This is a genomic window from Pseudomonas cuatrocienegasensis, assembly GCF_900110925.1.
Lineage (GTDB): Bacteria > Pseudomonadota > Gammaproteobacteria > Pseudomonadales > Pseudomonadaceae > Aquipseudomonas > Aquipseudomonas cuatrocienegasensis.
Genome location: NZ_FOFP01000023.1, coordinates 21177 through 45796, shown reverse-complemented (window position 1 = coordinate 45796; position 24620 = coordinate 21177). Strand labels below are relative to the sequence as shown.

25 protein-coding genes are annotated in these 24620 nt (G+C 61.8%); 9 read left to right on the top strand and 16 right to left on the bottom strand.

Features of this window, described 5'->3' with window-relative positions:
* Positions 1 to 43: 43 nt before the first annotated feature.
* The gene (gene rssC / locus BMW49_RS22155) at positions 44 to 526 is read right to left on the bottom strand and encodes an anti-sigma factor antagonist RssC (protein WP_069522156.1); all 483 of its coding nucleotides are present in this window, start codon (positions 524 to 526) and stop codon (positions 44 to 46) included.
* A gap of 8 nt (positions 527 to 534) precedes the next feature.
* A complete protein-coding gene (gene rssB / locus BMW49_RS22150; RefSeq protein WP_069522157.1) occupies positions 535 to 1719 on the bottom strand; it encodes a two-component system response regulator RssB in 1185 nt (394 codons plus the stop codon).
* Between the two features lie 213 nt (positions 1720 to 1932).
* Between rssB and BMW49_RS22145 the strand changes: the two genes are divergently transcribed.
* On the top strand, positions 1933 to 2232 hold the full coding sequence (locus BMW49_RS22145; RefSeq protein ID WP_069522159.1) for a PilZ domain-containing protein: 300 nt from the start codon (positions 1933 to 1935) through the stop codon (positions 2230 to 2232).
* Between the two features lie 56 nt (positions 2233 to 2288).
* Here BMW49_RS22145 and BMW49_RS22140 read toward each other — a convergent pair whose 3' ends face one another.
* On the bottom strand, positions 2289 to 2990 hold the full coding sequence (locus tag BMW49_RS22140) for an MlaA family lipoprotein (RefSeq protein WP_069522161.1): 702 nt from the start codon (positions 2988 to 2990) through the stop codon (positions 2289 to 2291).
* Between the two features lie 207 nt (positions 2991 to 3197).
* Between BMW49_RS22140 and pcrP the strand changes: the two genes are divergently transcribed.
* Together pcrP and BMW49_RS22130 are read left to right on the top strand one after the other, a co-directional pair.
* On the top strand, positions 3198 to 3830 hold the full coding sequence (pcrP, locus tag BMW49_RS22135; RefSeq protein ID WP_069522163.1) for an HAD superfamily inactivated hydrolase PcrP: 633 nt from the start codon (positions 3198 to 3200) through the stop codon (positions 3828 to 3830).
* Positions 3831 to 4217: 387 nt separating this feature from the next.
* Positions 4218 to 4481 carry a DUF4404 family protein gene (locus BMW49_RS22130; protein ID WP_069522165.1) on the top strand — a complete coding sequence of 88 codons (264 nt, stop codon included), beginning with the start codon at positions 4218 to 4220 and terminating at the stop codon, positions 4479 to 4481.
* Positions 4482 to 4561: 80 nt separating this feature from the next.
* Here BMW49_RS22130 and BMW49_RS22125 read toward each other — a convergent pair whose 3' ends face one another.
* From BMW49_RS22125 to BMW49_RS22105, 5 genes are all read right to left on the bottom strand, one after another.
* Positions 4562 to 6343, bottom strand: coding sequence for an ABC transporter ATP-binding protein (locus tag BMW49_RS22125; RefSeq protein ID WP_069522167.1), 1782 nt, complete (start codon positions 6341 to 6343; stop codon positions 4562 to 4564).
* Complete coding sequence (locus BMW49_RS22120; RefSeq protein ID WP_069522169.1) at positions 6336 to 6968, bottom strand: DsbA family protein; 633 nt, start codon at positions 6966 to 6968, stop codon at positions 6336 to 6338. Before BMW49_RS22120 ends, BMW49_RS22125 begins: the two co-directional genes overlap by 8 nt.
* A gap of 2 nt (positions 6969 to 6970) precedes the next feature.
* Positions 6971 to 7909 carry an oxygen-dependent tRNA uridine(34) hydroxylase TrhO gene (gene trhO, locus BMW49_RS22115; protein ID WP_069522171.1) on the bottom strand — a complete coding sequence of 313 codons (939 nt, stop codon included), beginning with the start codon at positions 7907 to 7909 and terminating at the stop codon, positions 6971 to 6973.
* Positions 7910 to 8080: 171 nt separating this feature from the next.
* Positions 8081 to 8383 (bottom strand): BolA family protein, encoded by a 303-nt coding sequence (locus BMW49_RS22110; RefSeq protein ID WP_069522173.1) that lies wholly within the window; start codon positions 8381 to 8383, stop codon positions 8081 to 8083.
* Between the two features lie 12 nt (positions 8384 to 8395).
* Positions 8396 to 8896 carry a DUF2059 domain-containing protein gene (locus BMW49_RS22105; protein ID WP_069522175.1) on the bottom strand — a complete coding sequence of 167 codons (501 nt, stop codon included), beginning with the start codon at positions 8894 to 8896 and terminating at the stop codon, positions 8396 to 8398.
* 213 nt (positions 8897 to 9109) lie between these two features.
* Here BMW49_RS22105 and BMW49_RS22100 point away from each other — a divergent pair, with 213 nt between their 5' ends.
* The 3 genes from BMW49_RS22100 to BMW49_RS22090 all read left to right on the top strand — a co-directional run bounded on the left by BMW49_RS22100 (position 9110) and on the right by BMW49_RS22090 (position 12461).
* Positions 9110 to 10117, top strand: coding sequence for a DUF2804 domain-containing protein (locus BMW49_RS22100; RefSeq protein ID WP_069522177.1), 1008 nt, complete (start codon positions 9110 to 9112; stop codon positions 10115 to 10117).
* 339 nt (positions 10118 to 10456) lie between these two features.
* Positions 10457 to 11851: a class II fumarate hydratase gene (locus tag BMW49_RS22095; RefSeq protein WP_069522024.1), complete on the top strand. Its 1395-nt coding sequence runs from the start codon at positions 10457 to 10459 to the stop codon at positions 11849 to 11851.
* Positions 11844 to 12461 (top strand): NAD(P)H-dependent oxidoreductase, encoded by a 618-nt coding sequence (locus BMW49_RS22090; protein WP_069522022.1) that lies wholly within the window; start codon positions 11844 to 11846, stop codon positions 12459 to 12461. Before BMW49_RS22095 ends, BMW49_RS22090 begins: the two co-directional genes overlap by 8 nt.
* 1 nt (position 12462) lies before the next feature.
* On the opposite strand, the gene BMW49_RS22085 is transcribed toward BMW49_RS22090, so the two are convergent.
* Positions 12463 to 13431 (bottom strand): DMT family transporter, encoded by a 969-nt coding sequence (locus BMW49_RS22085; protein ID WP_069522020.1) that lies wholly within the window; start codon positions 13429 to 13431, stop codon positions 12463 to 12465.
* Between the two features lie 281 nt (positions 13432 to 13712).
* Here BMW49_RS22085 and BMW49_RS22080 point away from each other — a divergent pair, with 281 nt between their 5' ends.
* Positions 13713 to 13922, top strand: a complete 210-nt coding sequence (locus BMW49_RS22080; protein WP_069522018.1) for a DUF6316 family protein — start codon at positions 13713 to 13715, stop codon at positions 13920 to 13922.
* A gap of 293 nt (positions 13923 to 14215) precedes the next feature.
* Here the strand turns inward: BMW49_RS22080 and BMW49_RS22075 are convergent, their stop codons facing one another.
* The 6 genes from BMW49_RS22075 to BMW49_RS22060 form a co-directional block, all read right to left on the bottom strand.
* The gene (locus BMW49_RS22075) at positions 14216 to 15400 is read right to left on the bottom strand and encodes a thiolase family protein (RefSeq protein WP_069522017.1); all 1185 of its coding nucleotides are present in this window, start codon (positions 15398 to 15400) and stop codon (positions 14216 to 14218) included.
* A 105-nt stretch (positions 15401 to 15505) separates the two neighbouring features.
* Positions 15506 to 16984 carry a polyphosphate:AMP phosphotransferase gene (gene pap / locus BMW49_RS22070; protein WP_069522016.1) on the bottom strand — a complete coding sequence of 493 codons (1479 nt, stop codon included), beginning with the start codon at positions 16982 to 16984 and terminating at the stop codon, positions 15506 to 15508.
* Between the two features lie 160 nt (positions 16985 to 17144).
* Positions 17145 to 17465: a putative signal transducing protein gene (locus BMW49_RS25705; protein ID WP_083251845.1), complete on the bottom strand. Its 321-nt coding sequence runs from the start codon at positions 17463 to 17465 to the stop codon at positions 17145 to 17147.
* A 466-nt stretch (positions 17466 to 17931) separates the two neighbouring features.
* Positions 17932 to 18300, bottom strand: coding sequence for a DUF6794 domain-containing protein (locus BMW49_RS24720; protein ID WP_139133853.1), 369 nt, complete (start codon positions 18298 to 18300; stop codon positions 17932 to 17934).
* Between the two features lie 91 nt (positions 18301 to 18391).
* Positions 18392 to 18811, bottom strand: a complete 420-nt coding sequence (locus BMW49_RS24715; protein WP_139133851.1) for a hypothetical protein — start codon at positions 18809 to 18811, stop codon at positions 18392 to 18394.
* A gap of 734 nt (positions 18812 to 19545) precedes the next feature.
* Positions 19546 to 20028, bottom strand: coding sequence for an aspartate/glutamate racemase family protein (locus BMW49_RS22060; RefSeq protein WP_256541794.1), 483 nt, complete (start codon positions 20026 to 20028; stop codon positions 19546 to 19548).
* A gap of 173 nt (positions 20029 to 20201) precedes the next feature.
* On the opposite strand from BMW49_RS22060, the gene mnmC reads away from it, so the two are divergent.
* The gene (gene mnmC, locus BMW49_RS22055; protein WP_069522013.1) at positions 20202 to 22166 is read left to right on the top strand and encodes a bifunctional tRNA (5-methylaminomethyl-2-thiouridine)(34)-methyltransferase MnmC2/FAD-dependent 5-carboxymethylaminomethyl-2-thiouridine(34) oxidoreductase MnmC1; all 1965 of its coding nucleotides are present in this window, start codon (positions 20202 to 20204) and stop codon (positions 22164 to 22166) included.
* Between the two features lie 57 nt (positions 22167 to 22223).
* Here the strand turns inward: mnmC and BMW49_RS22050 are convergent, their stop codons facing one another.
* Positions 22224 to 22700, bottom strand: coding sequence for a MarR family winged helix-turn-helix transcriptional regulator (locus BMW49_RS22050; RefSeq protein ID WP_069522012.1), 477 nt, complete (start codon positions 22698 to 22700; stop codon positions 22224 to 22226).
* A gap of 111 nt (positions 22701 to 22811) precedes the next feature.
* Between BMW49_RS22050 and BMW49_RS22045 the strand changes: the two genes are divergently transcribed.
* Positions 22812 to 24581: an N-acetylglutaminylglutamine amidotransferase gene (locus BMW49_RS22045; protein ID WP_069522011.1), complete on the top strand. Its 1770-nt coding sequence runs from the start codon at positions 22812 to 22814 to the stop codon at positions 24579 to 24581.
* Positions 24582 to 24620 lie beyond the last annotated feature (39 nt).

Here is a 24620-nt window from a genome sequence, read left to right as displayed (position 1 = left end):
GGGGCGCCATAAGGCGCCCCGTTCGTTTCAACTGCTTGGTCTCTCAATGATGCTCGAGAGCACTCACCAGGTCATGGAAGGCTTCGCGATTGGACTCGTTCAGGCTCATGAGGATGCGGTGCGCTTCCAGCACCTTGGTGCGCACCACCGCTTCTGATTGATCCTGGGAAGGCAGGTCGGTCAGCGAGTCCGGGCGGGTGATCGGCGTGTCGACGATATTGAACACCTGATCGAAGCCCATCGACTGCAACAGCCGGGTGATGTCCGCATGGGTGGTCACCACGGTCGGCAACAAGCCAACCTTCTGCCGCGAGAGAATCGACAACTTGGCCAGCAGGCCCAAGGTGGTGCTGTCGATGCTACGGGTTTCCGTCAGGTCGATGACGATGGCCGAGAAATTCAGCGAGGTGAAGATCTGCTCGATTGTGGCATCCAGCGCCGAACATAAAGTCAGACGGACTTCGCCGACGAACTTCAGGACAAAGGTCCCGTCCTGCTCGGCAAACTGGATTCGACCGGGGTTCATCCCAGGATTCATGCAAGGTTCCTGCTTAACACCAGCAAGGCGATATCATCGGGCATATCCCCGATATTGGCCAGCCCCAACACCTGACGCAGGCCGTCTAGAGAGCCACCGGCACGGCTGATCAACTCAGGCAACACGGTTTCCTTTTCTTTCAGAGTATCGCCCGGCAGCAGATCGAGGATGCCATCGGACAGTAGCGTCAGGCTGAACGACTGCGGCAGTTCGATCTCGTGATCGTTGTACTCTGCCTCGTTGAACAACCCCACCGGCAAACCACGCCCGGTCAGGTAGCTGGCGTCGCCCTGGCTGTAGAGCACCGGCAGTGGCAAGTGCCCACCGATGCTGTAAGTCAGTCGATTGGTCTGCTCGTCGATGACGCCGCCAAGCATGGTGACGTGCTTGCCCAGTTTGCAATTGATCAACCCGCGGTTGATGTGGCCCAGTACTTCAGAGGGCTTGAACTCGGGCAAGGTTCCACCGCGCCGCGACTCATAGAGCAGGCGCGTGGTCATGAACTTGAGCAGGACGGTGACGAAAGCCGACGATGCGCCGTGGCCGGAGACATCCGCGAGGTAAAAGGCGATGCGCCGCTCATCCACCCGAAAGTAATCGACGAAGTCACCCGACAGGTAGAGCGAGGGGATGATCTGGTGGGCGAAATTCAGCTCTTCGACCTGCCAGGGCGTTTCTGGCAGCATGTTCATCTGCACCTGACGCCCGGCGTTCTGGTCCTCCTGCAACAGATGCAGACTGGCCTGCAGCTCGCGGTTGGCGGTTTCCAGCTTTTCGCGGTAGCGCTGGTTCTCGAGACGCAGATGGGCGCGGTCCAGCGCTCGGCGTACCGAATGCTCAAGTACGGCGAGGTCTTCAAGCGGTTTGATCAGGTAATCGGCAGCACCCAGACGCAGAGCCTCGACGGCGTCGGTCATCACGCCGGCACCGGACACCACGATAATCGGCACACTGACGCCAAGGGCATTGATCCGGCGGATCAGCTCCAGACCATCAACCTGGGGCATGCGCAGATCGCAAACCACAAGGTCCGGTTGCTGACTGTTGAACACTTCCAGCCCCTGCAAGCCGTTAGAAGCCTGCAGGACCGTAAAGCCGCTGTCTTCCAGATAGGCCGCAAGGCTCGCGCGAACGACGTCGTCGTCATCGATGATCAGCAGCGTGGCACTGGTACTGTGCATGGGGCTTCCAGGCAAACTACGCCGGGTTTGGGTGGCGATACGCGCCAGGCAGGCCTGGTCGCACGGACTCGGTTAGCTTCAAGGCGCAGACGGTACTCCCATCCGATTCTTGATTCAAGCGCACGCCGATTGTCGTCATGCGACTTTACACCTCAATTCGGCGAGGGTTATAAGATCCGCAGGAGAGCCCCTACTACAAGAGGATTGCGTCCCATGAGTCAAAGTGACCGAGACTACAGTGAAAAACGCGATTACATCCGCATGCGCCTGGAAGCACCTGTCACCGTGCACCATGCGGGGCGTGAGATTCCGGCGGTCTGCCTGGACCTGTCGAGCACCGGTATGCAACTGGATGTGGACGCCGACCTGAACGTGGGTGACCGGGTGATGGTGCACATTGCCAGCGAACACAACCAACTCGCCGGGCTGAAGGCAGATGCCGAAGTGGTCCGCGTAGCGCCACTGGAGAACGGCCGTCAGGCCGTGGGCTTAACCATCCACTCGATGAACTGAATAAGCACTAATGAAAAAGGCGGCCAATGGTCGCCTTTTTTGTCGGTGCAGCGACCTTAGAAGTCGTCCTCGACCTGCCCGTCCTTGACCTTGAACTCGCGATTCTGCAAGTAGGCATTGCGGATAAAGGTGTATTTGTCGCCGCTGATCATCCGCTCGGCCGAAAGCAGGCTGGCGCGGGTATCAACCACTTCCACAGCGCGGGTAACGTTGCGTGTAGGCACATGATCCATATACCCATAAGGCGCGGTATAGCTGTCCGGTATGCGGCTCACAGTGTCGCGCACGGTGCTAGGGCCCAGCAGCGGCAACACGACGTAAGGGCCACTGTTGACACCCCAGGCACCCAGCGTCTGGCCAAAATCTTCATCGTTTTTCTGCAGTCCCATACGGGTGGCCACATCAAAGAACCCGGCCAGGCCGAACAGGGTGTTGAAGATCACCCGACTGGTGTCCACGCCAGCATTATGAAACTTACCCTGCAGCACATTGTTAGCCAGGTTGCCGACGTCGCCGATATTGCCAAAGACGTTATGCACGCCGTCTTCGAGAAACTGCGGAGTGACGGCCTGGTAACCCTGGGCAACCGGCTTGAGGGCGTAAGTGTCAATGGTGTCATTGAAACGGAAGATCACCCGATTCGCGCCTTCCCAAGGATCATCCTCGGCAGCCTGAGCCGCCAACGGCAGCACAACAAGGCTGGCACCGGCCAGCAAAAAACCTAAACGGGCAATCCAGTTCGCACCGATCACGCGCATTGCAGTCTCTCCTTGGGATACAGGTACGGCGACCCCAGGTCGCCTTCGAAGGCGCGCAGTATAAGGCGTGCCCCCCTTAAAAGGGCAGCATAGCCGAGCAATGGCTCACAGAAAAACGATTACACCCTGTTCCCGGACACCGGCGCCGTCACACCAATGTCACCTGACTGCCATAGGCTTGTCTTTTTCGAGCCACGGACACCCGCCATGCCTGCTCCCTGCTCCTTCAGCGCCTTTCTGTTCGGCCTTTCCGGCTGCCTGGTGGATTTTGGCGCTCGCACCCAAGTGGCGGCCAACCAGCGTTCCTCCACAAGCAGCGCTGACCTGCTGGGCATTGCCCAGGCACAGGCCGTACTGACCCCTGGCGCCGAGGCAGCCTTGCACCAACTGCAGGCCTGGAACACACCCTGCGCCTGGCTCGACGCATTACCCGCGGCGGTCTGCAGCCACCTGGCAGCCCCCCTGCCTGCCTGGCTGGTAGCTGCAGGCCAGCACGACCAGCGCCCGTGGCCCGCGCCCGATGCCTGCTGGCAGGCACTGATCGACTTGCAGGTGCCGCATCTCGATGGCGCCGTCTTGATCAGCGGCGACCCTAAGTTGCTCCAGGCCGGCCTGAATGCTGGCCTATGGACCATCGGCCTGGCCATTTGCGGGTCGCTATGCGGTCAGTCCCTGGCGGATTGGCAGCGCCTGGACGACTCACAACGCGAGCGCCTGCGCACCGATGCCACCCTGAGCCTGTATCGCTTGGGCGTGCACGCGGTGATTGATCAGCTCGACGAACTCGATCCGGCCCTGCATGACGTGGCCCTGCGCCGGCAAAAAGGCGAAAAACCCTGACACAGGACGCCTGACTGACACAGAGCAAAGCAGCGCTGGGTGGATTAGGCTAGGGTCTGTTCCCGTTTCGTTGCGAGCCGCGTTGCCGCGTAAAATCTCGCCAGGCTAGGCGGAGGACGCAGGGAATGGTTGTTCCCTTGCCAAGTCCTCCAACAACGCATGGCGAGATTTTACGCGCAACCCGCAGGGCCGGGCCCGTTTTAGCGCGATGCTGCGTTTCTCGATGGCTCATTTAGCCCGCTAAACTTCGCATCTCGTGCCTTGCCTCGCGCTAAAACGGGCTCCGGCGCAGCCGCGAACGAAACGGCAACAGACCCTAGTTACATGCACTGACCTTTCGCCCTATGCGGCGGTCAATGCTTGTGCTCATCAGAGAAGGAGAGCCCCATGCCTGCAAACCTGCAGCAGCAACTGGACGATTTGCGCGAACAACTGGCACAGGACTCGCCGCTCAGCGACGAAGACCGTGCCACCCTGACGACCTTGGCCCAGGACATCGAACTGCGCCTGGCGCATCAACCTGCCATGAGCGCCGACACCTCGCTGGTCGACGGCGTCAACCTGGCCGTGGAACGCTTCGAGGTCAGCCACCCGACGCTGGCCGGTACGCTGCGCAATATCATGCAAAGCCTCGCCAATATGGGCATCTGAGCCCGTCTGAAATGCAAAAGCCCGGCACCAGCGCCGGGCTTTTGCATTTCAGGGGTGCATGAACTCGCATCCCACGACCCTCAACCCTGCTGCAGGTGCCCATACAGTTTGGCGTACAGCCCGCCTTCGGCAATCAGTTGCTGATGATCGCCGTCTTCGGCAACGCTGCCGGCGTCGAACACCAGTACGCGGTCGGCCTGTTTCACCGCGCTCAGGCGGTGGGCGATAATCAGGGTGGTGCGGCCGCTGAGGAAGCTGCCCAGGGCTTCGTGCAGGGCGTATTCGGTGGCCGAATCAAGAGCCGAGGTGGCTTCGTCGAGGATCACCACCCGTGGCTCAGCGAGAATCATCCGCGCCACCGCCAGACGCTGGCGCTGGCCGCCGGAGAGGCGCACACCGGAGCGCCCGACCAAGGTATCCAACCCCGTCGGCAAGGCGCGGATGGTGCTGGCCAACTGGGCGATTTCCAAGGCCCGCCAGCAGGCCTCGTCGTCGCGCTCGCGGCCCATGCACAGGTTGGCGCGCACGCTGTCGTTGAACAGCGCCGGGTGTTGCAGCACCACCGCGACGTGCTCGCGAATGGCCTCAAGGCCGATCTCCTCCTGGCTGCTGCCGCCAAAGCGAATGGAGCCGGTCTGCGGCGTGTAAAGACCGAGCAGCAGTTGCACCAAGGTGCTCTTGCCGCCACCGCTGGCGCCGACTATGGCCACCTTCTCTCCGGGCGCGATGCTCAGGTTCAAGCCATCGAGCACGGGCTCATCGTTGTAGGAGAAGGTCAGCCCACTGATCTCGATACCCACGGTATCGCGGCCCTTGAACGGGTCGACACGGCCGGGGTAATGGGGTTCATCCTCGCGCGCCAGCAGCTCGTTGATCCGCGTCAACGCGCCACCGGCGGCGTAGAACGCGTACTGCAGGCTGAGCAGTTGCTCGACCGGGCCGATCATGAACCACAGGTAGCTGAACACCGCGAGCATCTGGCCAATCGACAGGTCGGAAAACAGCACGGTAAGCATGGCCGCGGCGCGGAACACGTCGATACCAAACTGGAACAACAGGCCGCTGGCACGGTTCGAGGCGTCGGTTTTCCACTGCGAGGCCACGGCGTAATCGCGCACTTCCTTGGCCCGCCCCCCGAGGCGACCGAGGAAGAAGCCCTGACGGTTACCGGCACGGATTTCCTGAATCGCATCGAGGGTTTCGGTCAGCGCCTGGGTAAAACGCGAGGTGCTGTCGTTCTCCAGCTTTTTAAGATGCTTGACACGCTTGCCGAGCAGCACCGTGGCGTAGATCACCAGGGGGTTGAACAGCAGAATCAGCAGCGCCAGTTGCCAGTGCATCCACAGCAGAATCGCCGAGGTTCCAGCCAGGGTCAGCACCGCAACCAACAGGCGGCTCATGGTCTCGCCGACGAATTTGTCCAGGGTGTCGAGGTCGGTGACCAGGTGGGTGGTCACGGTGCCGCCGCCCAGGCTTTCGTATTCACCCAGAGAGATACGTTTGAGGCGCTCGATCAGGCGCATGCGGATGCGGTAGACGATGTCCTTGGACAGCCGCGCGAACAGCCGTGCCTGGATCACGTTGAAGACCAGCGCGCCGCCGCGTAAAAGCGCAGTCAGCGCCAGCATCAGGCCGATATAGCCGGCCGCGCTCTGCCAGGCAACGGGCAAGAACAGGTCCATGACCTTGAGCGCGGCGTCGCCATCCTGCAGCAACACCTCGTCCACCAGCAGCGGCAGCAGCAGCGGAATGGGCACGCTGCACAGGGTGGCGAAGACCGCCACCAGGTTGGCCAGAATCAGGGCTTTTTTGTGGTGTAGGGCTAGCCGGCGAATTTCCGCCCAGCTCAGGTGATCAGGCATTGCTTGCACGCTCCAGCCAGCGTGCAAGCAGGGGCTGCAGCATATCCAGGGGCTGATAACCGTTGGTCAGCAGGGCCAGTTGACCGTCGCGCTCGGCCAGCAGAGTGGGGAAACCGGCAATGCCCAAGTCCTGCACCCAGCTCACATCCGCGGCAGTGGCATCACGCATGGCCTGGCTGTCGAACTGTTCGGCGAACACGATACGCGGAATCCCGGCGCGCTCGGCCAAATCGACCAGCACGCTGGCGCGGGTCACGTCGACCCCTTCGGTGTAAAACGCCCGTTGCACCAACTGGGTCAACTGCCAGACCAGGTCCGGCGCCAGATGGCGCGCGGTCACCAGCGCGCGGCACGCCGGCTCGGTGTCGTACACCATGCCCTCAGGCAGCCCCTCGTTGAAGTTGAACAACTGCCCGGTGCTGGCATTCACCGCCTGCCAGTAACCCAGGTAGCGCACCCGCGCGGCGGCGTCGATGGCCACGCCGTCACGGCGCAGCCCGCCCGCCACCAGGTGCAGGCCAACGCCGGCGGCGGCCGCCTGCTCGGCAAGGGCTTGCAGCACCGGGGCAAAACCCCAGCACCAGGAGCACATCGGGTCCATCACGTAGAGCAGGCGTGCGCGCATGGTCAGGCCTCGCGGGGTTGGCGTGGGTTGAAGCCCAGGGGATGGGGCTGGTTACGGGCCTTGGCCAGTTCGATCTGCTTCTGCCGCTCGCGCGCACCGGCGCGGGTCTTCTCCGACAGCGAGTCCCAGCAGTGCGGGCAACTGACGCCCGGGCTGTAGAACTCGGACTGACGATCTTCCACCGACACCGGCGTGCGACAGGCGTGGCATTGATCGTAGTCGCCCTCGCTGAGGTCATGGCGCACGGTCACGCGGTTGTCGAAGACAAAGCAGTCACCCTGCCACTTGGTCTCCTGTTGCGGCACTTCTTCGAGGTACTTGAGAATGCCGCCCTTGAGGTGGAAGACCTCCTCGAAACCGGCGCCGAGCATGTAGCTGGAAGCCTTCTCGCAGCGAATACCGCCGGTGCAGAACATGGCGACCTTCTTGTGCTTGCTCGGGTCGAAGTGGGCCTGGACGTACTCGGGGAACTCGCGGAAGGACTTGGTCTGCGGATCGATGGCACCTTCAAAGGTACCGATGGCCACTTCGTAGTCATTGCGGGTGTCGATCAGCAGCACCTCGGGGTCGCTGATCAGCGCGTTCCAGTCCTTCGGCTCGACGTAGGTGCCGACGCGCTGGTTGGGGTCGACGCCGGGTACGCCCAGGGTGACGATTTCCTTCTTCAGCTTGACCTTGGTGCGGTAGAACGGCTGCTCATCGCAGTAGGACTCTTTATGGTCGATATCGCCCAGCCGCGAGTCCAGACGGAACCAGGCCATCAGCGCATCGATACCGGCGCGGCTGCCAGAAACGGTGCCGTTGATGCCCTCTTCGGCGAGCAGCAGGGTGCCTTTGATGCCGTTGGCCAGCATAGCCTCAAGCAATGGCTCGCGCAGGGCCTGGTAATCGGGCAGGGAGACAAACTTGTACAGCGCAGCGACGACGATGGTGTCGGTCATGGGACTTCCTCAGCAATCGCCCACGTAAAGGGCGGACTGGCAACAGGCCGCAAGGGCCACAAACGAAGGCGCCGGCATAAGCCGGCGCAGGTACGTGCAATGGAGCGCTAGTTTACGGTGCCTGGCCGCTCAGGTGTAGAGCCGTACTGCGCGACGATAGGGCGCACCATATTAACTGGCGCTGCCACCACGGCAGGTCGGCGAAGCCGGCGCGACGCCCTGCTCGGCCCACTCGGCTGGCGTATAGGTGTGCAGGGCCAGGGCATGGATCTGCCCCATCAAATCGCCCAGGCTGGCGTAAGCCAACTGATGGCGCTTGACCGCATTGAGCCCGGCAAAGCGCTCACTGACGATCACCGCCTTGTAGTGAGTTTCCAGCCCACGGCTGTGCATGTGGCTTTCATCAGCCACGCTCAGGTGCGCGGGTGTCAGGGCCTGGGACAAGGCGGTTTCCAGCTGGATCTGCTTAGACATGGGGGCTCCGGGTTAGGGCTTTTTCGGGCCAAGCTCGCTGCTCATATCCGCCAACAGCTTGTTGACCTGAGGCACAGCGGCTTCCAGTTTGCCCTGGGTGATCTGCGCCGATTGCGCGGTCAGGGTCGGCATCTTCTCCATGACTTTCTTGCCCAGTGGCGACTGGTAGAAGCTGATCAGCTCCTTGAGCTCCTGCTCGGTGAAGTTGCTGGTGTACAGCTTGATCATGTCAGGCTTGAGCTTGTCCCAGCCCACCGCGCGATCCAGCTCGGTGTTGGCCTTGGCCTGGTAGGTCTCCAGTACAGCCTGCTTATCTTTCCCGGCACCGGTTTCGGCGAAGCGCTGGGCGAACATCTGCTGCACCTGGGCGTATACCGGCACGGCCAGCTTGTCGGCGCGGGCCAGTTGCAGGAAACGCTCGGCATCGGCCGCATGGCTGGCAGCATCGGCCAGCACCGGGGCGCTGGCACAGGTCAGCAGCACGGCAGCGAAGGCAGCGGAAAAACGCGTCATGGGGTACTCCTGGTAATGGGTCGAGTCCGTTGGACCCGAGGTGGCGCATTTTGTGCCCAAGCACGGCCGCACTCAAGTTGCACCTGATCACGGATCATGAAAAAGACAGGGTGCCAGCATTGCCGTAAGACCCGCAGAGTAGGCATGCTCCCCCATTGAGCAAACAAGCACTGCATCGACCACGGCCTTCGTATCGCGCACATGGATGTGTCTATGAACAGCTTCACTCATACCCTGCCACAAGCCCTGCCGCTGTGCGGCACTGATGGTCGCCTCAACCCCGACGCCATCGGCTGGTCGCCACGCCCGCGCACTGACTGCGCCCTGCCCGGCCGTCCCGGGCGCCGCAAGCGCTGGAACCACTGGTGCATCACCACCCCAGACTGGATGCTCACCGTCACCCAGGCTGACCTGGATTACCTGGGCTACGGTGCGCTGTACTTCCTTGACCTGCATACTGGCGAAAGCGCTTCGCACCATCACCTGTGCTGGTTTGGCCGCGGCGGGCGCCTGCCAGACCAACCCTTTCAGAACCATGCCTTCAGCCATCCCAAGCTGCAATTGCAGGTCGGTGAGCACCTCGGCCGCGCTCGCCTGACAGCCGCTGCAGGCGTGACCAGCCCGCGCGCTCTGCAGGTCGCCCTGGACGTCCAGCGTCCCAGCCATCTCGACTCTGTCAACCTGGTCGCCCCAATGGCCAATGGCTGTTTCCACGCCACCTGCCGGCAGCTCGCCCTGCCAGTGACCGGCAGTATCCGCCTGGGCACTCGTGAGTACGCCTGCGCGGCGGGCCAGAGCTTCGCTGCCATGGATTTCGGCCGCGGCATCCTGCCCCTGCACACACACTGGACCCGCGCCGCTTTCGCCGCGCCCGGGGGCATTGCCGGCAACTTTGGCGCAGGCTGGACCGAGCACAGCGGCCTTTCGGAAAACGCGCTGTGGTTCGGTGGCGAGCTGGAACACCTGCCCCTGCAGGTCCGTATCGAACAGGATTTGCACAACCCACTTGCGCCCTGGCGCCTGTCCACCGCCGACGAGCGCGTTGCCCTGGTCTTTACCCCGCTCCAGCGCCACCACAGGCGCCCGCGTTTCGGCCCGTTCTTCGCCGATACCCAGCAGTGGTTCGGTCATTACGATGGGCTGTTGCGCAGCCCGGATGGTGAGCGGGTGCCGGTCACCAAAGCCGTAGGCTGGATCGGCTCGACCAACGCACGTTGGTAGGGTCTGTTGACGTTTCGTTCGCGGCCGCGCCGGAGCCTGTTTTAGCGCGAGGCCAGGCACGAGATGCGAAGTTTAGCCGGCTAAATGAGCCATCGAGAAACGCAGCATCGCGCTAAAACGGGCCCGGCCCTTCGGGTTTGCGCGCAAAATCTCGCCATGCGGTGTTGGAGGACTTGGCAAGGGACAACCATTCCCTGCGTCCTCCGCCTAGCCTGGCGAGATTTTTCGCGGCAACGCGGCTTGCGACGAAACGTCAACAGACCCTCAGGGAACCGCAGCGCAGCGACACAGCCTAACCCCAACGGCCTACACTGGCTGAACCGCAGAGGGAGAGCATCCATGAGCCGCACCGAAACCGACAGCATCGGCCCGATCGAGGTCGCCGAAGACGCCTATTGGGGCGCGCAGACCCAACGGTCGCTGATCAATTTCGCCATTGGCCAGGAGCGCATGCCGCTGGCGGTGATCCACGCCCTGGCGCTGATCAAGAAAGCCGCAGCACGGGTCAATGATCGTATTGGCGACCTGCCGCCGGATATCGCCCGACTGATCGAGCAGGCCGCCGACGAGGTGCTCAGCGGCGCCCACGACGCGCAGTTCCCCCTGGTGGTCTGGCAGACCGGCAGCGGCACGCAGAGCAATATGAATGTCAACGAAGTGATCGCCGGACGCGCCAACGAGCTCGCCGGCGGCCTGCGCGGCGGCAAGCAACCGGTGCACCCCAACGATCATGTCAACCGCGCACAAAGCTCCAACGACAGCTTCCCCACGGCCATGCACATCGCCGCTGCGCGGGCCGTGCAGCACGATCTGCTGCCGGCCCTGGCCGAGCTGAGCGATGGCCTGGCCGAACAGGCGGCCCGGCATGCCGGCCTGGTCAAGACCGGGCGCACCCACCTGATGGACGCCACGCCGATCACCTTCGGCCAGGAACTCTCGGCCTATGTGGCCCAGCTCGGCTATGCCGAACGGGCGATCCGCGCGGCCCTGCCGGCGGTCTGCGAGCTGGCCCAGGGCGGCACCGCCGTGGGTACCGGGTTGAATGCGCCGAGCGGTTTCGCCGAGGCCATGGCCGCCGAGCTGGCTGCGCTCAGCGGCTTGCCCCTGACCAGCGCGCCGAACAAGTTCGCCGCCCTCGCCGGCCACGAGCCGCTGACCAGTTTGTCGGGCGCGCTGAAAACCCTGGCCGTGGCCCTGATGAAAATCGCCAACGATCTGCGCCTGCTCGGCTCAGGGCCGCGCGCCGGCTTTGCCGAAGTGCGCCTGCCGGCCAATGAGCCGGGCAGCTCGATCATGCCTGGCAAGGTCAACCCGACCCAGTGCGAAGCCCTGTCGATGCTCGCCTGCCAGGTGCTCGGCAACGATGTCACCATCGGTATGGCAGCCAGCCAGGGCCATCTGCAGCTGAACGTATTCAAACCGGTGATCATTCATAACCTGCTGCAGTCGATCAACCTGCTCGCCGACGGCTGCCGCAACTTCCAGCGCCACTGCATCGCCGGTCTAGAACCGGATGTCCGGCAAATGGCCGAGCATCTGGAGCGCGGCCTGATGCTGGTGACCGCCCTCAACCCACATATCGGCTACGACAAAGCCGCGGAGATCGCCAAGCAGGCCTATCACGACGGCACCACCCTGCGTCAGGCCGCCCTGCAGCTCGGTTACCTGACCGATGAACAGTTCGATGCCTGGGTGCGCCCGGCCAACATGCTCGGAGCCGGCAGCCATGAGTGAAATCGGCAAAACTGGCGCCACGCCCATGGAGGGCGATGGCAAACGCATCCTGCTGATCCTCGGCAGCCCCAAACGCACCAGCCTCTGCCATGCCCTCGCCGAGGCCTATGCTCAGGGCGCGCGCAGCGAAGGCCACGTGGTGCGTCTGCTGGCGCTGGGCGAGATGAGCTTCGACCCTGTGCTGCACGAGGGTTACGACCAGAGCCAGACACTCGAACCGGACCTGCTCGACGCTCAGCGGCAGATCCATTGGGCCGAGCACCTGGTGTTCGTCTACCCGGTCTGGTGGGGCGGTGTGCCAGCGCTACTCAAGGGCTTTCTCGACCGGGTGCTGCTGCCGGGCTTTGCCTTCAAGTACACCGGCCCGCTGCGCTGGGACAAGCTGCTCACTGGGCGCAGCGCAGACTTGCTGGTGACCCTGGACACGCCGCCCTGGTACTTCCGCTGGATCTACGGCGCGCCGGCACACCGCCAGATGGTGCGCACGGTGCTGGGCTTCTGCGGCATCAAGACCCGCCGCCTGAGCGAATTCGGGCCGGTACGCCCAGCCAGCGAAACCCGTCGCCAGGCCTGGCTGCGCAAGGCCGAAACCCTCGGCACGCGGGCCTGAATCAGCGCGCCAGCGCTGCCGATCGCCGCGCCCGACGCGCGCGCAGGCTACTCAACAGTGACGGCCCCAGGGCCGTCAGGGCCGAGCCCAGCACCACCAGCACGGCACCGGCATAGGCCAGCGCATTGACCTGCTCGGGCAGCACATGCCCCGGCCACCAGGTTGCCGCCAGCGCTACTGAAATAAAGGTCACCAGCGGCGTCAGGGCCAGGGTCGCACTGACCCGCGAGGCCTCCCAGTGCGCCAGGGCCTCGGCAAAGGCGCCATAGGCCACCAGGGTATTCAGGCAGCAGGCCAGCAGTAACCAGCCCTGCAGCGGGCTTAGCGCCAACACCTGCAACGGCTGCGCCCAGGGCGTCAGCACCAGCGCACAGGCCAGATAAATAACCATCATCACCTGCACCGAATGCCACACCGTCAACAGCTGCTTTTGCGCCAGGCCGTAGAAGGTCCAGACGAACGCGGCTGCCAGCACGACCAACACGCCAAGGGTGTAATCGGTCAACGACGACAACAGCTCGCCCAGACGCTGATTGAAGAACAACACGAACCCGCTCAGCAGAATCACCAACCCCAGGCATTGCCCCAGACTGAAGCGCTCGCGAAAGATAAACAGGCTGCTGATCAGCAGCAGAATGGGCGCGACCTGGATAACCAGTTGGGTCGTCCCTGGGCTAAGCAGATTCAGGCCCGTCAGGTAGAGCACATAGTTGGCACTCAACCCCGCCACGGCAAGCAACAACAGGCCAACGCCCTTGCGGCCCAAGGGCCGAAAACGCGGCAGCCGCCGTGAAACAGCCAGGTAGAGCAATAGCAGCGAACCGGACACCACCAGGCGATACCAGGTGACGGTAATCGGGTCCATCACCTGCAGGACTTGCTTGAGCTTGATCGGCAGAACGCCCCAGAGCACCGCAGTGGTGAGGGCAAGGAGCAGGCCGTACAGCCAGCGGCCGGAAGAAATGTGCATGGCGGGCTTCGCAGTCGATGCAGTGGCAGCCAGGCAGGCCCACCGCTAGAGCGCCCCATTCTAGTGCGCCAGCGGGACACCACACAGCAACAGTTTTGAGCGCTCTGACGTCGAACTGTACTGCAGCCCCAGAAACCGCCGACTGAATGACGCCAAAAAATCGCTAAAAGCGGCAAAAAATTGCGAAATCGCGCACAAAATACCGTTCGTCGACTCAGCCTTCACTACCGCTTGTCGGCATTACACTCAACCCAGTCCCCCTTCCAGACGGAGTTGCAGCTATGTTCGGCCAACGTGCAGTCGATCCGGCGCCAGGCACCCATTACCGCAGTGAACGGGTCAGCGCAGTCAATGGTCGTTACTTCTTCAGCACCCGCGAAGGTACCCTGGAAGGCCCCTATTTCAGCCGCGGCGATGCCGAGCGGGAAATCGGCGCCTACATCCGCCGCATGATCAAGGCGCGCGAACTGCTCGACAGCCGCTCGTTTTGACCCTCGCCTTATGGGCACCTCTAAAAACGTAGGCGAGGCAGTCAGCGCAAGGCAAAAACAGGCGAAAAAGCGGAGTTTACGAGCTGTAAATGAGCATTTTGAGCCTGTTTTTAACGCAGCGCTGACAACGCAGGTAGTTTTTAGAGGTGCCCTTATGGGGGCGCGACTTCTTGTAGGCGCCGCGCCTCGCGGCGAATAGCGGCCATTCAGCGGTATATCAGGCAACCCAAAAGCTTCGCGCCGGGGCGGCGCTCCTACGCGGAGTGCGCCGCGACGGATCGCGTGAGTAGAGGTCAGCGATAAGCCTCGAACAGGCCGGTCGCCCCCATGCCGCCGCCCACGCACATGGTCACGATGCCATAGCGCAGGTCGCGCCGCTGCAGCTCGCGCACCAGATGGCCGACCTGGCGCGAACCGGTCATGCCGAACGGGTGACCGATGGAGATCGAGCCGCCATTGACGTTGTACTTGGCGTTGTCGATTTCCAGCCGATCCCGTGCATACAAGCACTGCGAGGCGAAAGCTTCGTTAAGCTCCCAGAGGTCGATATCGGCCACCTGCAGCCCCTTGGCCTTGAGCAGTCGAGGCACCGAGAACACCGGGCCGATGCCCATCTCATCCGGCTCGCAGCCGGCCACGGTAAAACCGCGGAAGAAGGCCATCGGCTTGAGGCCCAGTTCCAGCGCCTTGTCCAGGCTCATCACCAGGGTCATGGAGGCGCCATCGGAGAGCTGCGAGGCGTTGCCGGCCGTCACCGAGCCGTCTTCGGCGAACACCGGCTTGAGTGCGGCCAGGCTTTCCAGGGTGGTATCGGCACGGTTGCAGTCGTCGCGGTCGACCACGCCATCCAGCACTTTCTTCTCGCCAGTGGCCTTGTCTTCGACCTGATAGCGCACGTTCATCGGCACGATCTCGTCGTCGAACAAACCCTCGGCCTGTGCCCGTGCGGTGCGCTGCTGGCTCTGCAGGGCATAGGCATCCTGGGCTTCACGGCTGACGTGGTAGCGCCGCGCGACAATTTCAGCAGTCTGCCCCATCGGGTAGTAGATGCCCGGCAGGTCACGCTGCAGAATCGGGTTGAACAGGTGATCGGTGTTCATGCTTTTCAGGGTCAGGCTGATCGACTCCACGCCGCCGGCAACTATTACCTCGCTGCAGCCCGAGGCGATCTGGTTGGCCGCGATGGCAATGGCCTGCAAGCCCGAGGAACAGAAACGGTTGAGCGTCATGCCGGCGACCTGGGTGCCCAGCCCGGACAGCACCGCCACGTTGCGGCCGATGTTCATGCCCTGGGCGCCCTCGTTGGAGCCGGCCCCGACGATGCAGTCTTCGACCAACAGCGGGTCCAGGCCGTTGCGCGCCAGCAAGGCGTTGACACAGTGCGCGGCCATGTCATCCGGGCGGGTCTGGTTGAACTTGCCGCGAAAGGATTTGGCCAGGCCAGTTCGCACGCTGTCGACGATCACCACTTCACGCATGACACACCTCATTGTTATGGGGAAAGATGGCTGCAGCATAAGACGCGACAATCTCGCCCGACGACGATCATTCATCGGGCGTATGCAGGGCCATCCGGGCACCCGTCAGTCGCGGTCGAAGGCCGCCTGAAGCGCATCATTGATGGTGCGCAGCACCTTGACCCGAGCAAAGCGTTTGTCGTTGGCCTCGATCAGCGTCCAGGGGGCAATTTCCGTACTGGTGCGGTTGACCATGTCTTCCACCGCATCGCGGTACTGCGGCCATTTCTCGCGGTTGCGCCAGTCGTCTTCGGTGATTTTGAAGCGCTTGAACGGGATCTGCTCACGCTCCTGGAAACGCTCAAGCTGGGTATCGGCGTCGATCGCCAGCCAGAACTTGACCAGCACCACACCGGCGTCCACCAGTTGCTCCTCGAAATCGTTGATCTCGCCATAGGCCCGCAACCAGTCGGCAGGCGAACAGAAGCCCTCGACCCGTTCGACCAGCACACGGCCGTACCAGGAGCGGTCGAAAATGGTGAACTGTCCGCGCCCCGGCACATGCCGCCAGAAACGCCACAGATACGGCTGCGCGCGCTCTTCCTCGGTAGGCGCCGCGACCGGCACGATGCGGTACTGGCGCGGGTCCAGCGCGCCGGTCACGCGGCGAATCGCGCCGCCCTTGCCGGCCGCATCATTACCCTCGAACGCCGCAACCAGGGCATGCCGACGCATGCGCTTATCGCGCATCAACAGAGACAGCCGCGCCTGCTCGGCAGCCAGTTGCTCCTGATACAGCTCCTTGCTCAGGGACTGCTGCATATCCAGGCTGTCGAGCAGCCCGCGGTTATCCAGGCTGGCCGGCGGTGCGCTGCCGTGCGGGTGCGGCGGCGCTTGCTGCAAGGCGCTCTGCAAGCCCTGCAAAAGAATCCGCCCCACCGTCAGGCTGCGATAGCGCTCATCCGCGCCCTCGATTACATGCCAAGGCGCGTGCTCGCGGCTGCTGCGACGCAGTACGCGCTCGCCATAGCGCACAAATCTGTCGTAGGTGCGCGACTGCTGCCAGTCCAGCGGACTGATGCGCCAGCTGTGCAGGGGGTCGTCCTTGAGCGAGTCCAACCGCGCTTGCATGCGCTCGCGGGACAAGTGAAACCAGAACTTGAGGATCACCGTGCCTTCGTCGCAGAGCATCTGCTCAAGGCCCAGGGCGCCATTGATTGCCTGATCCAGCACGGCATTCTTAAAGCGCTTGTGCACACGGCCCTGGATCATCTGGCTGTACCAGTTGCCAAAGAAGATGCCGATACGCCCCTTGGGCGGCAACTGCCGCCAGTAACGCCAGGCCGGGGGCCGTGCCAGCTCCTCATCGGTCTGCTGATCGAAGGTATTCACTTGAATCAGCCGTGGATCCATCCACTCGCTGAGCAGCTTGACCGTCTCGCCCTTGCCGGCGCCCTCGATGCCGTTGATCAGGATCAGCACGGCAAAGCGCCCCTGCTGCCTCAGCTCGTACTGCGCCTCCAGCAAAGCCTCACGCAACACCGGCTCCTCGGCATCGTAAGTGTCCTTGTCGATGGCGTGGCCGATTTCGGCGGATTCAAACATGGCAAGCTCCCTGGCGATTGATACCTCCAGCCTAACGGATCATCGACCAGCTTGCCTGCACAGACGCGGGTAGCGGGCCTCTGCAATAGCCCAACACAGTGCCGCCAGCGAGGTTAGAACGCCGATTCAAGCAAAATGACATCAAAACACCCACGCAAGCTCAATTTGAACTCCCGCAGTTCCAGCAGGACATGAAGTTGCCAGGGTTGCTTTCCTTGCATTTTTTGCACAGCCACTCGACTTCACTAAGCGAATCACTTGATTGTTGATCATGCTGATAACGCCCAACCAACTTAGCAGCCAGTTCAAACTGTTCAGGGTGCACCCAAAGCTCAGGGTGTATTGACTTATTGAAAGAAATAACTGAACGAATAGAACCCTGGTGTTCGTTCAGTATTTTTACGGTAACACCATGGCTTTGCAGGTAACTGGCTATCAGATTTACCTGAACGAGGCTGTCAGACTCTAGTAGTTTTCGCACAGTTAAAGTACCTAACGATTAAGCTAACAAGCTCGCAAAACTGCAGCCTCTTCCATGCTCCGCGCATCTAAGCAAACGGTGTTGAGCGCATTACAATAAAATATTGCTGCCACACAACACCTGGTTTATTTCTTTTAGAATTCGACGCTCCGCGCTAGCAATTTCTTTATTATGCGTCGATATCTTTACCAGATAGACTTGAGCAGATATAAGTATTGGGATAGCTTCTTCAGGGCGGTCAAGGTGATGCAGAGCAAGTCCTAAGCCAGCTTCAAATATGCTGTTTTTTTGTAATTTCAGGGTCCCACCGCTCAGCTTTTGTGAGTAGCTCCCAGCTCTTCTGGTAATTTCCTCGCCAATAGTGCAGCAGACCTTGAGTTGCTACTGCTGGCGCGAAAGCCGTTTTAAAGAAACTGATCAGCATGATCTATAACAACAGACCAACAGAAGCGAGCGATGCGCATTTTTACATACCGGTGTTGTTAACAACTTCCCACACGCCTTCCATGATTACACTGGACGCATTATCTGGATGAATATCTTGCTCACCAACTAACTGAGCGCATGATTTCCTAATAGGTGAATCTTCAGACCACAATTCATAACTATTCCTGATACTCATACCCCAAGAAAAATGATATTTCAGCAAATCATCTTTTTCGGTATCCCTCAGCGTGGCGATGCTTTTTTCGTCAAGGTTATTTACAATTTTTGAAATTAAACCTTTACACGTCTTGGGCATACCAGATTGCTCGGCAACCTGCGCATTCCCAACTGAATTCGATGCGAAGCCAGCGGCAATCAAAGTTAACGCAAGTTTAAGGATGAACCTCATAAAACCCTCAGCGAAAGCGAAATAACGCTTTTTTAAGACGCCAATTTTATCCGCCCTCAGTGAGCGGAGCGAGTGATTTTAATATTATTTTTTATACTGCATGGCGCGAACCGAGCAATACAGCTTCGAGATCGGCGGGGGCTACAGATGAGTTACCAAGAGCATCTTTGCGCATGGCAGCCACCATATCGGTGAAGGCGCCGCATTGTTCATTTGTATTCATTTTCGCGCCAAGGCACTCAAATTTTGCAAATGCAGAAATCACAGCCGAAGCACCGTAAAGGGAAATTCTGCATTTGGAGTCAGCGGTTTTGGCGCCGAGCTGGCGACCCTCAGCTGAATTCCTTTGATGCCCGAGATTTGCATGTTCACTTACGCACTGTAGATAGTCGGCGTATGCCTTAGCCCTTAAGTCACGCTGATGTTTTTTGTCATCGAGGTGCCGGGAGAAAAGAAACTGTAATACTGCGCCTACTACTAAACCAACAAGAGAGAATATGGCGGTACTCACTGAACCTCCTTTGCAACATAACGCCGCCAACACGCGCAGCTTTGTAGTGAAGGCGAAGCGGCAACGGAAAAGCTGTCGCGGTGCTTGGCCTTATTATTTACCTCTACCGACCGCCCCGAAAATACGACAAAATTCCTGCTCTTGATCAGCACTTATTAATCCCATTTTAAACATAGCCCATGCCAGATGAGTCCCTAACCAACAAGCCTGACCCCGGTATCGCCGCCCGATTCACTTATATATTCGTAAACTAGCTCACCATCTGGATCCATGCTTGAATCAAGTTCACAGGGATGCATTCTTGCATATGTATTGAGACGGATATTCGAAGCCTCTGAAACAAAATTGATTAACATCCTAGTCTTTGAGTCATAAACACAAAACTGCAAACAAAAAAACGCCTCGTGAAACTTGCTATCACCCCACAAGATTCCTTTATTGAGACTGATTATTTCAATTAACTTTGAGTAAATTATATTCACGCTAATTGCACCGCAAAACAGTGATTATATAGAACTCCACACTAATCCATTAAACGAGCATTCGGTCTAACCCACAAGCCCGACATGGCCCTGCGCCATCAATCTACACCGTTTCTACGGATTGCGGCGAGCCAGCAAGCGGGGGCTGGCGGTGTTCTGCGGTAGCTTGCCAAAACCAGAGGGACTCTATTCAGCGTTTCGGCGACCTGTTTCCACCTTATCGCGGGCCAAGAACGACACGCCAGCAGCCCGCTACACCACCTTGCCCAACGGCCAGGCATAACTCAGGCTTTTGCTGCTGCCCAAGCGCAGTTGCACCAGCGACTCCACCCATTTCAGCGCCACCTGCACGCCATCGACCACCGGCACGCCGAGGTCTTCTTGCAGGCGTTGCGCCCACTGGCTCATGCCGGCGCAGCCCATTACCAGGCATTCGCTGCGGTCATCGCGCAGAATCTGCAGGCCCAGGGCGCGCAGGCGTAGGTAGTGGGCGGGGTCGCGTTCCAGCTCCAGCACCGGAATATCCGCCGCGTGGATATTCGCGCAGCGGCGCTGCAGGCCATAGCTGTGAATATTGCGCTCGATGATATGGATCGAGCGCGGCAGGCTGGTAAGGATCGAGTAGCGCACGCTGAGCATGCTCGCGGCGTGCATGGCCGCCTCGCCGATGCCCAGCACCAGGCCACTGGCCAGTTCGCGGGCGGCGTCCAGGCAGGTGTCGGGGAAGCAGGCGATGCCAAAGGCCAGTGTCGACCCTTAGAGAAACAGTACGAACGCCCTAAAGACTGAATATCGAACAGCGTTTGCGCCTGGCCCCGCCGGAAAGCCAGGAGGTTGATCTGTTCAAGGTGTTTGCCTCGTCGTCATCTGGGTAAAATCCGTGCCTGCCCGCCTTGGACCCTCACCCCATGCCAGACACCTACCTCGCCGAACTCGACTGGGACGCAACTGGCCAGCCGTTGTCGCGTCACTATGGCGACGTGTATTTCTCCAACGAGAACGGCCTGGACGAAAGCCGCTACGTGTTTCTCGACAACAATCGCCTGGGCGAGCGCTTTGCCGCCCTGGCCGCAGGTGAGCAGCTGGTAATTGGAGAAACGGGGTTTGGCACCGGGCTGAACATCCTCTGCGCCTGGCAACTGTTCGAGCAACATGCGCCGGCGGGTGCGCGGCTGCACGTTATCAGCGTTGAAAAGCATCCCCTGCCCCTGGCCGACCTGCGCCGCGCCTTGGCTCTGTGGCCAGAGCTGGCGCCCTACAGCGAGCGGCTGTTCGCCAGCTACCACGGCATTCATCCGGGCTTCCAGCAGCTGCATCTGGCGCCTGGGCGGGTCAGCCTGACACTGCTTATAGGTGACGCCCTGGCCCTGCTCAGCCAGCTGGATGCACGCGTCGATGCCTGGTTTCTCGACGGTTTCGCCCCGGCGAAAAACCCCGAGATGTGGTCCGCCGAGCTGTTCAGCGAACTGGCGCGGCTTAGCGCGCCGGGCGCGACTTTTGGCACCTTCAGCAGTGCCGGCGTGGTCCGCCGTGGGCTCAAGGCCGTGGGTTGCACGGTCAAGCGGGTACCGGGGCTGGGCAAGAAGTGGGAAGTGCTGCGCGGCCAGTTCGCCAGCGACAATCCCCCGCCCGCCGTGCCTGCCTGGTACGCCCGCCCAACCTGGCGCGCGCCGCTGCGCGAAGCCCTGGTGATCGGCGCCGGGCTGGCCGGTTGCGCCAGCGCCGCCAGCCTGGCCCAGCGCGGCTGGCGCGTGACCCTGCTGGAGCGCCATCACGACCTGGCCCAGGAAGCCTCGGGTAATCCCCAAGGCGTGCTCTACCTGAAGCTCTCGGCCCACGGCACGGCGCTGTCGCGGCTGATCGTCAGCGGTTTCGGCTACACCCGCCGGTTGCTGGAGCGCTTGCAGGCAGGTCAGGACTGGGCACCCTGCGGCGTGCTGCAACTGGCCTTCGATGCCAAGGAAATCCAGCGTCAAGCCATCCTGGCGGCGGCCTTCCCGCCCTCGCTACTGCAGCCGCTGAGCCAAACCGAGGCCGAAACCTGCGCCGGTGTGCGCCTGCCCGCTGGCGGCCTGTTCTACCCCGAAGGTGGCTGGGTGCATCCGCCGGCGCTGTGCCGGCTGCTGGCGGCCCATCCGAATATCAGCTTGGTCACGCACCAAGAGGTGTTGGGCCTGCAGAAAACCGCCGATGGCTGGCAGGCCTGGGCTGGCGAGCGCCTGCTGGCCCAGGCGCCAGTGGTGGTGCTGGCCGGCGCGGCGGAGATCAAGGCCTTCGCGCCCAGCGCGGGGCTGCCGCTCAAACGTATTCGCGGGCAGATCAGCCGCCTGCCGACCACCGCGCAGAGCCAGGCGTTGCGCACGGTGGTCTGCGCCGAAGGCTACGTGGCGCCGCCGCGTGACGGCAGCCATACCCTGGGCGCGAGTTTCGACTTCACTAGCGAGGACTTGACGCCTAACGCCGCAGATCATGCGGACAACCTACGGTTACTAGAAGAAATTTCCAGCGACTTGGCACAACGTCTGGCGCTGCCCGGCGCGGCGGACGCGCCCTTCGACGGCCGCGCGGCCTTTCGCTGCACCACCCCGGATTACCTGCCAATCGTCGGCCCCCTGGCTGACGCGGCCGCGTTCGCCGAGGCCTACGCCGTGTTGCGCAAGGATGCCCGCCAGCAACCGGAAACACCCTGCCCCTGGCTCGACGGCCTGTATATCAACAGCGGCCACGGCTCGCGCGGGCTGATCACCGCGCCACTGAGCGGCGAACTGATCGCCGCCTGGCTGGAAGGTGAAGCCCTGCCGGTTGCCCGCGACGTCGCCCTGGCCTGCCACCCCAACCGGTTTATGCTGCGTCAGTTGATGCGTAACACGTAGCCATACACACAGCCGGCCCACCCGTAGGGTGCGCCGTGCGCACCGAGTCCCAACACCTTAACCCTCAGCATCGCCACACAACTCAGCCGCGCGTAACAGCGCGGCGGTCAGGGCGTGGCGCTCCCACTCGCTCAAGGCATCGAAGCGCCGGCGAAAGCCCGGTGGCAGCAACGTTGGCGACTGCTGCATCAGCGCATGGCCGGCGTCGCTGAGCAGCAGCCACTGGCGGCGGCGGTCCTGATCGTCACGCTGGCGTTGCAACAGGCCCAGCTCTTCCAGGCGGTCGAGCATCCCTGACAGAGTCGCCGCCGTCAGGCTGACCCGGCCGCTAAGCGCGCTGGCGGTCATCCGCGTCTCGCCGGCCAGCACCTGCAAAATCATCAATTGCATGGGCGTCAGGCCGCCGAAGCGGCTCAGGCGCTTGGCATGCACCTCGCCGTCTTGCTGCAAGCGTCGCAGGGCCTGAAACAAGGGCATTTCAAACGGGCTGGCATCCGCCGCATAAATTTCAGCTGGAACTATTTTTTCGCTCATAACGTCTCTTATAGACCGAACAAAACTTTGACATGAAACCATTATTTTGTTTTGGTGTAAAAGGTTCGGCAACGGCCGGACACTCCCCAACGGCAATACCGGTAAGGAACTATGTGCGGAATAGCTGGAGAATTACGTTTTGATCGACGCCCTGCGGACCTTGCGGCCGTCGAGCGCATTACCCACCACCTGGCCCCTCGCGGCCCCGATGCTCACGGCTTTCACAGCCAGGGCCCGGTTGCCCTCGGCCATCGCCGACTGAAAATCATGGACCTGGCCGAAGCCTCCGGCCAGCCGATGATCGACAGCGACCTGGGCCTGTCGATGGTGTTCAACGGCGCCATCTACAACTACCCGGAACTGCGCGACGAGCTGGAAGCCCTGGGCTACCGCTTCTTCTCCGGCGGTGACACCGAAGTGCTGCTCAAGGGCTACCACGCCTGGGGCGCCGACTTGCTGCCCAAGCTCAACGGCATGTTCGCCTTCGCCGTCTGGGAGCGCGACAACCAGCAGCTGTTCATTGCCCGCGACCGTCTCGGCGTCAAGCCGTTGTACCTGTCACAAACCGCCGAGCGCCTGCGCTTCGCCTCCAGCCTGCCGGCGCTGCTCAAAGGTGGTGATATCGGCAAGACCCTGGACCCCATCGCGCTCAATCATTACCTCAACTTCCATGCCGTGGTGCCTGCGCCGCGTACCCTGCTGGCGGGCGTGGAAAAACTGCCCCCGGCCACCTGGCTGCGTATTGGCACCGACGGCAGCCGCGAGCAACGCACCTGGTGGACGCTGCCCTACGGCCCCCAGGGCGATGAAGCGAATTACAGTTTTGAGGACTGGCGCGACCGCGTACTCGACGGCATGCGTGAGGCAGTGTCGATCCGTCAGCGCGCCGCCGTGGATGTCGGCGTGCTGCTCTCCGGCGGCGTGGATTCCAGCCTGCTGGTCGGCCTGCTGCGCGAAGCCGGGGTGGAAAACCTGCTGACCTTCAGCATCGGTTTTCAGGATGCCGGCGGCGAGCGTGGCGACGAGTTCCAGTATTCGGACCTGATCGCCGAGCGCTTCGCCACCCGCCACCATCAGTTGCGCATTGGCGAGCACGAAATTCTCGATCAGTTGCCCGCGGCCTTCCGCGCCATGAGCGAGCCGATGGTCAGCCACGACTGCATCGCCTTCTACCTGCTCTCGCGGGAAGTGGCCAAGCACTGCAAGGTGGTGCAGAGCGGCCAGGGCGCCGATGAGCTGTTTGCCGGCTACCACTGGTACCCGCAGGTCGATGGCGCCGATGACGCCTTTACGGCGTATCGCCAGGCGTTCTTCGACCGCGACTACGACGAGTACAAGGCCTGCGTCATGCCCGCCTGGCTGACCGGTGACGCAGCGGGTGACTTCGTCCGCGAGCACTTCGCCATGCCCGGCGCTGACGCGGCGGTGGACAAAGCCCTGCGCCTGGACAGCACCATCATGCTGGTCGACGACCCGGTCAAACGGGTGGACAACATGACCATGGCCTGGGGGCTGGAAGCGCGCACGCCATTCCTCGATTACCGCCTGGCCGAACTCTCGGCGCGTGTTCCGGCACGTTTCAAACTGCCCGAGGGCGGCAAGTACGTGCTCAAGGAAGCCGCGCGCAAGGTCATTCCGGCCGAGGTGATCGACCGCAAGAAGGGTTACTTCCCGGTGCCGGGCCTCAAGCATCTGGAAGGCGCGACCCTGGGCTGGGTGCGCGACCTGCTGGTCGACCCCAGCCAGGACCGTGGCCTGTTCAACCCGGCCATGCTCGACAAGCTGCTGAGCAACCCCCATGGCCAGCTCACGCCACTGCGCGGCTCCAAGCTGTGGCAGTTGGCGGCGTTGAATCTGTGGCTGAGCGAACACGGCCTCTGAACCCTCACCATCCGGCCCGTTACAGGCGACAAAAAAACT